Annotated in this window: 6 protein-coding genes; 2 read left to right on the top strand and 4 right to left on the bottom strand. The window is 32.2% G+C overall.

Annotated features, from left to right (window positions below; all coding sequences use genetic code 11):
- Positions 1-132: 132 nt before the first annotated feature.
- From ABD077_RS18320 to ABD077_RS18305, 4 genes are all read right to left on the bottom strand, one after another.
- Complete coding sequence (locus tag ABD077_RS18320; RefSeq protein ID WP_343913687.1) at positions 133-3,009, bottom strand: M16 family metallopeptidase; 2,877 nt, start codon at positions 3,007-3,009, stop codon at positions 133-135.
- A 271-nt stretch (positions 3,010-3,280) separates the two neighbouring features.
- Complete coding sequence (locus ABD077_RS18315) at positions 3,281-7,051, bottom strand: Ig-like domain-containing protein (RefSeq protein WP_343913686.1); 3,771 nt, start codon at positions 7,049-7,051, stop codon at positions 3,281-3,283.
- Positions 7,052-7,190: 139 nt separating this feature from the next.
- Positions 7,191-8,729, bottom strand: coding sequence for a YifB family Mg chelatase-like AAA ATPase (locus ABD077_RS18310; protein WP_343913685.1), 1,539 nt, complete (start codon positions 8,727-8,729; stop codon positions 7,191-7,193).
- A gap of 553 nt (positions 8,730-9,282) precedes the next feature.
- A complete protein-coding gene (locus ABD077_RS18305; protein WP_343913684.1) occupies positions 9,283-10,617 on the bottom strand; it encodes an aspartate kinase in 1,335 nt (444 codons plus the stop codon).
- Positions 10,618-10,719: 102 nt separating this feature from the next.
- On the opposite strand from ABD077_RS18305, the gene ABD077_RS18300 reads away from it, so the two are divergent.
- Positions 10,720-11,364: a hypothetical protein gene (locus ABD077_RS18300; RefSeq protein ID WP_343913683.1), complete on the top strand. Its 645-nt coding sequence runs from the start codon at positions 10,720-10,722 to the stop codon at positions 11,362-11,364.
- A 170-nt stretch (positions 11,365-11,534) separates the two neighbouring features.
- On the top strand, positions 11,535-13,364 hold the full coding sequence (locus ABD077_RS18295; protein WP_343913682.1) for a helix-turn-helix domain-containing protein: 1,830 nt from the start codon (positions 11,535-11,537) through the stop codon (positions 13,362-13,364).
- Positions 13,365-13,400 lie beyond the last annotated feature (36 nt).

The following is a 13,400-nucleotide window of genomic DNA, read 5'->3' as shown; positions in this document are numbered from 1 at the left end:
AGATAAATCATAGTATTTTTTCCCTAAATTATATAATCCCCAAAAATTGAGTTTTAACTTTAAATTATATTCAAAAAAAAAGGAAGTGAAAAGTTTCACTTCCTTTTTTTTCTCATAACCATGAGAATATGATTACATTTTCACATCAGATAGTTTTACTTCTTTAGCTTCTTTATCTAACATAATTACTTCATCAAAACCAGCATTTTTGAATTGTTCAAACTGCGTTGCTGCATCTCCAATAACCAAATATGCCATCTTAGATTCATCCAAATACTTATTTGCTAATGCCTTATGCTGCTCTAGTGTCATTCCTTCAATAATAGCTTCTTCTTTAGCAATATAATCAGGAGCAAGATCATATCTTCCCATTTCTTGTAACATTCCTAATAAAGCTCCTTGAGTTTCAAACCTTCGTGCATTTGATTTAATCAATGCGTTTTTAGTAAAAGCAAGATCTTCTTCGGAAATACCTTTTTTATATTTCTCGATTTCATCCTTAAAGATTTTTACTGATTCAAAAGTAGTATTGGTACGAACACTAGAAGATGCTGTAAAAGTACCTGGGATTTTACTTCCTCTAAACCCAGATCTAGCTCCGTATGTATATCCTTTTTCTTCTCTTAAAATAAGGTTTACATTTCCAGAAAAAGATCCTCCTAATTTATAATTCATAACAGTTGCTGGGAAATAATCCTCATCCGTACGAGCCATTGATAAATTTCCAATGTTAATAACAGACTGTTTTGCATTAGGTATATCTACAAAGTACAATGATGCTTTATCTCTATTATTTACAATCTCATATTCTGGAATTGTTACTTCTTTACTTGCCCATTTACTTTCTAAATTTTTAAGTGCTTCAAGAGCTTTGCCTTGACCTAAATCACCAACAATTTGGAATTTACTTACAGACGGTGAGAAATTATTGTTATAAAACTGTTTTAAATCATCAATAGTAATAGATTCTACAGATGCTACAGTTCCGCTTGTTGGATAGGCAAACATATGCTTATCTCCATACAATACCTTATTGTATACATTTCTTGCCACCACGTTAGGGTTAGCTGAAGACCTTTTAATATCATTAATAGTTTTAGTCTTAATTCTTGCAAATTCCTCTTCATCCCATCTTGGTTGTAGTAGAATTTCTTCTACAAGATTCATTGTTTTATCAAGATTTCTTACTAACGTATTTCCACTAACAACTATCGCTTCTCGTGTTGTATACATGTTGATTGAAGCTCCCAACAATTCGATTTCTTCCTCTAATTGTTCTGGAGTTTTAGTAGCGGTTCCTTCCATCATAATATCTGTCATTAAATTCGCCACTCCTACCTTATCAAAAGAATCAAGCAAATGTCCTCCAGAAATTACTAAACTGAAATTAACCAAAGGCAATTCGTTTTGTTCTATTCCGTATACCTTCATTCCATTAGATAAAGTTGTATTCCAAGAAGAAGGGATATTTAATTTCGGAGAATCTCCTTCTTTTGGTGCTACAGATCTATCAAAAGCAGAAGGTGTTTTTTCTATCTCCTCTTTTGAATCTACTACGGCTGTTTCAACATTTTCTTTGATCTCTTCTTCCACCACTGCAGCTACTTCAGAATCTTTTGCTGCTAAATCTATCTTCCCTTTAGGAACAAAACTGGTAATTACATAAGGCTTATCTTTTATATAAGTATTATACACTCTAAGTACATCTTCTTTAGTAACCGCTTTTATGTTTTCGATATCCTGTGTAATAAATCCTGGATCTCCAGCAAAAACATTATACTGTGCTAATTGAAAAGACTTACCAAGCACACTACTGATTCCATTATAGAATTGCGTTTCTAAACCTGCTTTAATTCTTTCGATATCTGTTTCTGTAATTCCTTCCTCTTCAAATTTCTTGAAAGCTTCAAAAACTCCAGCTTCAATATCTGCAAGGCTTTTGCCATCATTTGCAGTAATATTCACTCTAAATTTACCTGCAATTTCCATAGATCTATTCCAAGCATTTGTATCAGATGTTAATTCTTTTTCTTTTACAAGCACTTTATACAATGGTGCTTTTTTTCCTTCTGATAATAGCTCTCCTAAAAAGTCCAACGCATATGCATCTTTTGTATACTGCTCTACCGTTGGCCAAACCATATTAAGCTGGGCTGTAGTTGCAAAGTTATCCTCGTGCATGAATCTCTTTGTTTCAGACAACGTAACATTCTGAACTTTTAATTTTTCTACCGGCTGTCTTTTTTTAATTTCTCCGAAGTACTTTTCGATCATTGCTTTAGCCTCTGCAGTATCAAAATCTCCTGCCAATACTAACGTTGCATTATTTGGTCCATAATACTTATCATAGAATTCTTTTACATCTTCTACTGTTGCGTTTTGAAGATCTACCAATTCACCAATTACCTGCCAGTTATAAGGATGTCCTTCTGGGAAAATATTCTTGTCAATTACCCAGTTTGTGTGCCCATAAGGATTGTTATCTACACGTTGTCTTTTCTCATTCTGTACTACTTCCTGTTGATTATTAAAAGCACTTTCGGTAACTGTATTAATTAAGAACCCCATTCTATCAGACTCTAACCACATTACTGTTTCCATAGCATTTTTTGGTACTACTTCATAATAAATTGTACCATCTTGCCAAGTACCACCATTAAGGGTTCCTCCTACATCCTGGATTTTTTTAAAAAATTGATCTTGCGGAACGTTTTCTGATTCCTGGAATAACATATGCTCAAACAAGTGAGCAAAACCTGTTCTTCCTTTCTTTTCACGATTAGATCCTACACCATATTGAATCGCTACAGAAACAATAGGGTCTGATTTATCCTGATGTAAAACGACTTGAAGACCGTTTTCTAATTCGTACTTTTCAAAATCGATAGATAATTTACCAACTTCTTCGCTTTCTGATTGAGTTTCAGTTGTTTCTTTTTTACAAGAAATAACGGAAACAAATAAAAAGGACATTACCACGATAAAAGTCCTAGATATTCGAGTTTTCATGATGTATTATTTAGATTAAGCTTTAAAAGTACTTTAAGCAAGTGAGTATTCCCTTTGTTGGATTATTAAAAAAAAGTTAAAAAGACTCTATTCCTTATAATTATAAGTCCTAAATAAGGTGTTTTTTATGAATTCTTCAAGACATAGTCAAAAATTGGTTTAATCTTTAGGATGTTCTCATCTTTATCTTACAAAAAAAGACCTCTAACTATTTAAAAATAGTAAGAGGTCTTTTGCTAGTTTAAGTTTTGGTATAACTAGTATATCAAGATTATCTTTTGATCATTTTCTTAATCACTTTTTTCTGATCATTCTCGATCATAACAAAGTAGGCTCCAGAAGCTAATGAAGAAGTATTAATTTCAATTCTCTTTGATGATACATTTTGTACATCTACGAAGTCATTTAATTTTCTTCCTCTTATATCAACAATATTAATCACTGGATTTACAAAATCAAGAGAATTATCAATAAAGAGTGTACCATTTGCCGGGTTAGGATACACTTGAATAGTATCGATATTTAAATCATCAACACTAAGCGTAGCCGGTTGTACATCCAAAGTAAAGTTAATCAATTGATTTGGAACACCACAATTGGCACCAAAAGTAATCTCTACTGTCCAATCACCATCCTCATTTCCATCTAACTCGATGTTAGCAAAATTAATAGTATCGGTATTATACGTCTGTCCTCCAGGAGCTGTCCATACCACAGATGCATTATTAGTAGAAGCTGGTATAGTTAATTCAATATCCAAAGTTTCAATAACAGAAACTGTATCTCCGTTACTAAAAGATGTAGCCGCTGCTCCATCAATACTATACTCACTATCTCCATCGGTTAAATCTGGAACATCAGTAGCTAGATTAACATTTACCGGAGTTCTTACAGACTCACATCTTCCTCCTTTAGAGGTGAAATTCCATTCGTAAAAAAAGTAATAAAAATCTAATGCATTGAAGGAATTTCCTACGATCGAAACAATATTAGAAGGAGATGTATATGGGTAACTCACACCGTTTCCAGATGGTGTTCTTCTTAGTAATACTAAATCACTAGAAACGGATATCACATTATTGTCTCCTTTTGGTACATTTAGATTCACAGTCACAAGTGATTCTCCTTCTGGGATATCAACTGTAGCCGATGCTACCAAATCACCAGAGCTATTCGCCACCTGAATAGTTCTTTCTCCTGCCTGCATTGCAGAAACAGTAAAAGACTCTATGATTACATCATCCGAAGTATTAAAAATAATTCCTGGAGAATTCGTATAATCCGTAGCTGTATTTACTGCAGGAGCTGTGGTTTTTTCTGTAACAATTTTACCAGAAACACCAGACACATAATACGTTGTAGAAGCAGTGATTGCAGGAGTTGTAAATGAACTACCGGTTGCGATTTCAGTTCCTCCTGTAGCAGAAGTATACCATTTAAAATCCGAACTTCCAGAAGCAGTCAGTAATGCTGAATCATCCGCACAAACATTCACTTCTGAAGCTATTGGTTCTAATGCCTCTTCAATATCCAATGTAAATGAATAATCGATAGCTCCACAAGTATTACTTGAGTTAATTGTTACGATATATTCTCCTGCCTGACTTAATGATAAATCATTAAATATGATAGAAGAATCTGTACTTGTATAACCATTTGGTCCTACCCAACTAAAATTAGGATTATCACCTGTTAATACTTCTAAATTTAGCTCAATTGATTGTCCTGTACATAATCCTTGGGTTGATCCTTGTTCAAAAGCTCCATTATCTACGGAAAGTTCTTGTTCAGCAGTAATTGTTAAACAACTAGGAAGTGATGATCTCCAGATCCCTCTTCCATAAGTTGCTGCAGTAATAGAGTTATCAGCAATATTTATTTCTAAATCATTAACTATTGTAGTAGGAAGGTTGTTCATAAAAGGAGTCCAAGAACCATTGGTAACAGTTCTAAATACTCCAATACTCGTAGCCAGATAAATTGCATCCTGAGCTTCTCCTGCCTGATGTACAATATCATTAATGAAAAAGTATCTATCATTTACTGGTAGATTAGAGGATATATCATCAAAGCTTACCCCCCCATCTATAGATTTTTGTACTCCAGAAGCTGTAGTAATCCATACGATATTAGGATTTGTACTATGAATTGCAATTCCTCTAATATTACTTCCAAAAGTAAATACATCTGTAACCGTTGTTCCAGAATCTTCAGTTTTCTTAAGTGTGCTCCCAACAGCAATAAACATAATAGTATCATCGGAAGGTGCTATTTCCATTTGATCAGCTGGACTTCCCAAACCTGCGAGTAGTACCCATCCGTTCTCTGAAGCATTTAATCTATATAGATTATTATAACCAGCAAATAACTCTCCAGTACTATTCATTGCTAAAGGAGTTACCCAATTTCCTCTTGAATCTATAGGCTGATTTACACTTCCTGAGCTACTACTCCCTGCATTATTAGACATATAAAGACCTCCTCCGTTTTGGATAAAACCATAATACTTATCATCATCTGTAGGATTTATAGCCGTATCCATTCCATCGGCTCCATAATAATTCAACCAATTACCATTTCCATTATTATATGCATGTCCTCCATTATCCTGAAGTCCCCCAACCATTTTATTAGGGTCATTCTGAGAGATTGCAACTTTGTAAAATTGACTCGCTTGAATACCACCGGTATGATCAGTAAAATTATTCCCTCCATTTACTGAAGAATAAATTCCTCCATCAGAACATACAAATACTGTTCCATCAAAAGATCTAATCATATGAATATCAGCATGGGTATAAGAGGCCCCTTGAGGAAAACTCCAATTGTTCAATCTAGAAAAAGAAGTTCCTCCATTTTCTGATTTCCAAACATTTAAGCACCCAACAAATACTTCTTCGGCATTCGTTTGAGATACTCCTAATGCTAAATCAAACCAAGCTTGACTACTTTCAATTACATCCGTCACAGTATTCCTCTCTGAGAAGGAATCTCCACTATCTTCTGAGCGATAAACCCCTTTAAACGTAAAATCTTCATTTACACTTAAAATATATACATAATTATTATTGGCTGGTGTTACTTCTATCACCAATCTACCATTTGAAGTAGGCACTCCATTAGTTATTTGATTAAAAGTGTCTCCGCCGTCTGTAGATTTATAATACTCATTAGTTGTTACCGCATACATGGTAGTTGGATCTCCTGGTTTTAATTTTAAATCTTTTATATTTCCTAAAAGTGTTCTATCCCATGAAACTCCAGAATCATTTGTCTTAAATATTCCCTGATTTGTGGCTACCCATAAAATTGAAGAATTTGTTGGATGCATATAAATTTCATTCATGGAACTTGGTGTATTATCAGGTCCTAAACCTGTTGGATTCCAAGTTTGACCTCCATCAGTGGACTTAAATACTCCAGCACTTTGTGTATCATTACCATCATCATCTCCTGTTGCTATATAAATAATATCAGAATTAGCGTAGTCGACTGCTATTCCAGAAACCCCAATTTGTGGTAAGTTATCTGTTAATGGCGTCCAAGCTCCTCCTAAGTTAGTAGATTTCCATAAACCACCTGCTGGTGTTCCTACATACCATGTATTTGTGTCATTAGGATCTACTAGAATTACATTAGTTCTTGCTTGTCCAGAAGACCAAGACCCTGTATTTGTATGGGTAAACGGCCCTATTGCTTCCCAATTACTTAAGTCGGTACCAGATAGCTTACTTTCTATTTCATTTTTATGCTCCCATGCAATCCATTTATCTTTGGACGTTGGTAAATATCCTTCTTCATCTACAATATCTTCCCATACATATTCCCATCTTTTGAAAGGCTTATAGCCACTTCCTTTTTTATCTTTATCATGAGTCTCCCAATATGCATTGAAAGCTTGTTGAATCTCTTGAAAGGTAGGTTTTGTCTTACTATTATTTTTCTTATTATTCAAGTCACTCATCCAAGGAGCTTCTTGATTATATTGCGCAGTTAAAACCCCAAAAGATAATAATGCGAAAATGAGATAAAAATACTTCATAGTTAATTAAAATTTTAGTGATTGATTAAAATGATTAATTTATAATTGTGTAATAATTAATATTCTCTTTATAATAACAGATGTATCTATAATAACCCTACTCGTTGTGTAAAAATAACGTATTTATGTCTATTTTTTGTTAGCCTAACCATCCTTCTCTATCCAAGCTTCTATATTGGATCGCTTCAGAAATATGAGACCCGTTAATACATTCTGAACCCTCTAAATCTGCTATGGTTCTGGAGACCTTAAGAATTCTATCATAGGCTCTTGCCGATAGGTTCAATCGTTCCATAGCTGTTTTGAGTAATTCTTTAGATGCAGTATCTAATTGACAATACAATCGTAATTGTTTTACATTCATTTGGGCATTGTAATGGATATTTTTCTGCTCTCTAAAACGTCTTGTTTGAATATCTCTTGCTTTTATTACTCTTTTCCTAATATCCACACTACTCTCACCTTTTCTATCCTCACTTAATTTATCAAAAGGTACAGGAGTAACTTCTATGTGAATATCGATACGATCTAATAAAGGACCAGATATCTTACTGAGATATCTTTGCATCTCGGCAGGAGATGAAGTAACAGGTGCATCTGGATCATTAAAATATCCTCCAGGACTAGGGTTCATACTTGCGACTAACATAAAACTTGATGGATAGGTAACTGTAAATTTGGCTCTAGAAATGGTTACTTCTCTATCTTCTAAGGGTTGGCGCATCACTTCCAAAACTTCTCTCTTAAATTCCGGAAGTTCATCTAAAAACAAAACCCCATTATGAGATAATGAAATTTCTCCCGGTTGTGGATAACTACCTCCTCCTACTAACGCAACATTGGATATTGTATGATGCGGACTACGAAATGGTCTTTGAGCCATCAAACCTATATTATCTTTTATTCTTCCGACTACACTATGAATTTTTGTGGTCTCCAACGCTTCCTGAAGTGACATCGGAGGCAAAATACTAGGTAGTCTTTTACTAAGCATGGTTTTACCACTTCCTGGAGGTCCTACTAAAATGATATTATGACCACCAGCAGCTGCAATCTCCATACATCTTTTAATACTTTCTTGACCTTTAACATCTGCGAAATCAAACTCCGGATTATCCAATTCTTTATAAAATTCTGTTCTGGTATCGACAAATGTTTGCTCTAATGTTCCTGCGCCATCAAAAAAATCAATAACTTCTTTAATAGTATCCACACCAAAAACTTGTAGATTGTCCACTATAGCTGCTTCCTTAGCATTTTGCTTGGGCAAGATAAAACCTTTAAATCCTTCCTCTCTGGCTTTTATCGCGATAGGCAATGCTCCTTTTATTGGCTGAAGACTTCCATCTAAAGAAAGCTCTCCCATGATAAGATATTCAGATATATCAATCCCTTTAATCTGAGAACTAGCAGCTAAAATTCCAATAGCCAGTGTTAAATCATATGCCGAACCTTCTTTTCGTAAGTCGGCAGGAGCCATGTTAATTGTAATTTTTTTTCCAGGTAATTTATATTCATTATTCTGAAGTGCTGCGGCTATTCTATAACTGCTTTCTTTAATAGCATTATCTGGAAGCCCTACTAAATGATATCCAATTCCTTTATCGATGTTAACTTCGACGGTAATAGTTGTTGCTTCTATCCCAAATACAGCACTTCCGAAAACCTTTATAAGCATATTCTCTTATATTAATCAAGGAGTTTATGGTCTCCTATATGACACAATTCCTATTAGTTTGTGTCTTTCGGTCGACAAATGTTACCTCAAAATGTAACATTCTTTAAAAAATTCTTGAAAATGAAAAGTTTAATTTAAAAGTATCTCCTTTTAATTATGGCTATAGCGCCATATAATAACACATTTTTATCTAATATAAATCAGGTGTAATCTAATTATTTAAAAATATCGTTTATCAAAAAAAATCAACGTATTAAAAATACTTTCACGAAAGTAAAAGTGACGATTGAATAAAAAACAAATAGGACTATTTCTAGGCGGTATTTTTCTATTATTCTCTTTAGCATCTCGGTTTGGTTTACATTCTTAGTTAAGTTCATATATAAAACAGTTAGCATGCCAATTACCCTAAAATTAATAACAAAAAAATCCCAATTAATGGTTAGTTAATTGGGATTTATCAAAAACAATAATTTTGATTATAGCTAATTATTGATAGTTAATATTCTAACTATATTTTCACTAATACTCATCATATAACATAACAAACAATTTAAATCATTGCTTCCTGATGAGACAGAAACAACTTTTCATTTAAAAACCTAAGGGTTGGTATTTTATCTTTGGTTTCTACAAGGATTGAAATATTATTATTACTTCCTCCATAAGAAATCATTCTAACAGGAATATAATTTAATATCTCAAAAAGCTTGTGAGAATTTTTATCATTAATAACAGACTCCCCTACAACACAAATAATACTGTGATCTTGTTCTACAGTTATCTCGGCATAGCTTTCTATTTCTTTTACAATCTCGTCTATGTATGTAGTATCATCAATCGTTAAAGAAATTGCTATCTCCGAAGTTGTAATCATATCAATAGATGTATGATAATTATCAAATACTTCAAAAATTCTTCTTAAGTATCCATGAGCCATCAACATTCGGTTGGATTTGATCTTAATCGCAGTAATTCCATCTTTTGCAGAAATAGCTTTTAAACCTTTTCTGTAAGTTTTATTTGATATTACGGTTCCTGAAGCCTCTGGATCAAAAGTGTTTTTTAGTAAAACAGGAATGTTCTTATTAACTACAGGAGAAACAGTTTGAGGATGCAATATTTTAGCTCCGAAATATGCTAATTCTGCAGCTTCATTATAAGTAAGATGGGATATAGGATTTGTTCCTTCTACGTATCGAGGATCATTATTATGTAATCCGTCTATATCTGTCCAGATCTGAACTTCTTCGGCATTTAGTGCAGCTCCAATAATCGTAGCCGTGTAATCACTACCTCCACGTTTTAGTGTACCTATTTGCCCTAAATGATCTCTACATACAAAACCTTGTGTAATGTAAATATCTTGAGAATCTTCGGAACCTAACACTTGTTCTAATTTTTGAGCAACTTTAGTAATATTAGGATTATCTACGTTATCCACATACATAAATTCCTTTGCTGCTATCAATCTATTTGCAACTCCATTTGTAGAAAGAAAGTTTGAAAAAATATACGTCAATAAAGTTTCTCCAAACGTCAAAACTTTTGCATTTAAAACTTCTGTATATTCCTGATTAGAGAACTCTAACATTTCAGTAATCATTAAAGAAACCCTATCCTTCATCTCACTTCTTAAACCAGCATCTTCAATTAATGCATCAATAACATCTAAATGCTTGTTTTCTAATCTGTGTAAGTTTCGGGTAACTGCTTCAGCATCTTTTAACTTTATATAAGAAACTAAATTCACCAATTGATCCGTTACACCTGACATTGCTGAACATACTACGATCTTCTGATCATTATCTTTAGAAAGAATTTGCTTTACTCTATGTAAATTTTCTACCGATCCAACAGATGTTCCTCCAAACTTTAAAATCTTCATTGCATATAATTTTTCACTGCATAATTAAACAATAGTTCATACAGAATAAATATTTTAATAAAAAAAGTCTATATTTACACATTGTGTTAAATATCTAACAAAATGAAAACAATAACAGATTGTGTACATAATATTCTTAGACATCAACCTTTTTTAGAAGATGCACTATCCAGAGATATTATTAATTTTAGTTCTTTGGCTACTGATTTATTACCGCAGGTAGAAAAAGAAATGAGAAAGCCGGTAAAAGCAGGGTCTATCGTAATGGCTTTACGTAGATATCATCCAAAAAGAATTAAAAACTCAGATAATCTTGGGAATTTAGGTGATATTGTAGTAAGATCTGGTATTACTGAGTATGCTTTTCTTAATTCCAATACGATACTTACCAGTCAATCGAATCTTTTAAATACGGTAAAAGATATGACCAAAACATATTTTACCTATTCCAGCAATTTTCAGGAAAGTAATATTTTAGTTTCATCGTCTCTAAAAGATATTGTAGAAGATCATTTTAAAGATGAAACTTGCATTTCCGTAAAAGATGATTTATCATCAATGTCAATCGCCCTTCCGGATGATAGTTCTAAATCTATTGGTCTTTATTTCTATATATTTAAGCTTTTAGCATATGAAGGTATTCCAATATTTGAAATCATATCTACCTCAAATTATTTTACATTATTCTTGGAAAAAGAATTTGTAAATGATGCTTTTTTATTAATGAATGAAATAAAAGAACGGTAATTCATACTCTGATTTCATTGGCTTACAAGAAGATTATATTTAGGGTACTTCTTAATATAAAGGCATTGACATATTTTTCTTTTTTTAATATTGTATTAAATCGTATTCTAAATTTGGTTAAATGAATATATTTAACGGATTTTTACATATTATTTAATTTGGGGTGCTAGATGTTAAGAAAAATTAAGAAAAATATTGTTTTCTGGGGATTATTATGCTGTTTTGGAAGTATTGCACAACAAATTGATTCTTCTTCACAAGCATCAATCTGTAATCGGCAAAATGATGTTGTATTACCTTTAGAAATTCAACAATTTATTCTCGAAGAAGATTCATTAGCACTTGTATCGAAATTTATAAGAAACACTTATAAAATAAACCAAGACACTCTTTGCGCAATAAAAGGATATCAACTTTTTTTAAAACGTGGCATTAACGAAAATAATCTAAAAATTCAGCATTCTTGTCATTCAAGACTTGGCTTTATTTATTACAATCTATCAGAATACCAACAATCGATTTCTTATTATTATCAAGCGCTTAAAACAGCAAAAAACCAAAGACATACAAAAAACATCATCAACAATAACAGCCAATTAGGTAGTATATTTTTTGATTTAGGAGATCTTGATAATGCATCAGTTTTTTATACAAACGCTAAAGAATTGATAAAAAAATCAGATACTTTGTATAGCCCAGCGAAAAAAACAGAGAAGCAATTAACTTTAGTTTTAAACATTGCCAATGTAAAAACCAGGTTAAAACGTTATGAAGAAGCTTTATTTGAAATAGAAAACGCTAAGGTTTTATTGGCTAAATTAAGTAAAGAAAAAACGGGAAAATATAAAAACGCCCATTTGTCTATGTTACTTAATAAAAGTTTCTGTGAACTTGAATTAGATCAGTTCGACACGTCCGGGAAAACTATTGAAGACGGCATAAACTTAGCTACAACGTACAAGTTTAAAAGTTTTATAGGAGACTTCTATGTCAACAAAGGTCTTTTATATTATAAGAAAGATGAATTAGAAAAGGCAAAGCAATATTTTGAAAAAGGCTTATCTATTTTCAATACCTATGAGAGCAAAAAGTTCTCTAACTACCTCATGGCAAACTACAATTTAGCTAAATGTCTTTTTGATTTAAAAAAAGAAAAAGAAGCATTAAAACTTTTAGAGATTAATTTTGAGCAAGTTAATGGCATTTCTAATGTTCATAATATAGATAAGATGTATGAGCTAGCTATTCATATAGCGGAAAACTCAAACGACACTATAAAACAATTAATGCTCAGAAAGAATCTAAATAAGATACAGAAAATAAAGACGAATGATCAACTTAAAGCTCGGGATATTATCCAAAAAAACGATTTTCAAACACACAAAAACCAGATAAATACAATTAAAACTAAAAACAAACAAAACACTACTATAAAAAATTTCTTTATTTCCATTAGTGTTGTTCTAATTATAACTTTAGTTATTTCTTTTCTGTTATATCGAAGAAATACAATTTCAAATAAAAAGAGGTTTGAAGAAATTTTATTGAAACTTCATGAGACTGAAATACGAAAAGAGGAGAAAACCAAATCTAAAGTCCTAGAACCAGAATTATCTATAAAAGATGATCAGGTAATCGAAATATTGCAAAAACTAGAGAAATTAGAAAACTCTGATTTTTTTATACAAAAAGATTGTAATTTATATAGTACTGCAAAAAAAATTGGTACTAATACTTCTTATCTATCGAAAGCTCTTAATGAATACAAAAAACAATCTTTTGTAGAATACTTAAATAATATACGGATTGACTACGTGTTAAAACGACTAAAAAATGATTCTAAATTTAGAGCCTATACGATCACTGCTATTTCGGAAGAAATAGGATATAAAAGTCCAAACACATTTACCAAAGCCTTTAGAAAAAAAACCAATCTTACACCTTCCTATTATATTAAACAATTTAATAAAGAGGAAGATATGGATACCTCAAATTCATAAATTTGCGGTGCTAAGCTATATAATAGCTCTTTTCAT

This window comes from Aquimarina litoralis (assembly GCF_039523995.1).
Taxonomy (GTDB): Bacteria; Bacteroidota; Bacteroidia; order Flavobacteriales; family Flavobacteriaceae; genus Aquimarina; species Aquimarina litoralis.
The sequence above is the reverse complement of the archived record's forward strand: the minus strand, read 5'-3'. Positions and strand labels throughout refer to the sequence as shown.

What these genes read in the sequence shown, in the direction of transcription:
- ABD077_RS18315 (WP_343913686.1), bottom strand. Translation starts at nt 7,051, where the DNA reads ATGAAGTATTTTTATCTCATTTTCGCATTATTATCTTTTGGGGTTTTA.
- ABD077_RS18295 (WP_343913682.1), top strand. Translation starts at nt 11,535, where the DNA reads ATGTTAAGAAAAATTAAGAAAAATATTGTTTTCTGGGGATTATTATGC.
- ABD077_RS18305 (WP_343913684.1), bottom strand. Translation starts at nt 10,617, where the DNA reads ATGAAGATTTTAAAGTTTGGAGGAACATCTGTTGGATCGGTAGAAAAT.
- ABD077_RS18310 (WP_343913685.1), bottom strand. Translation starts at nt 8,729, where the DNA reads ATGCTTATAAAGGTTTTCGGAAGTGCTGTATTTGGGATAGAAGCAACA.
- ABD077_RS18300 (WP_343913683.1), top strand. Translation starts at nt 10,720, where the DNA reads ATGAAAACAATAACAGATTGTGTACATAATATTCTTAGACATCAACCT.
- ABD077_RS18320 (WP_343913687.1), bottom strand. Translation starts at nt 3,009, where the DNA reads ATGAAAACTCGAATATCTAGGACTTTTATCGTGGTAATGTCCTTTTTA.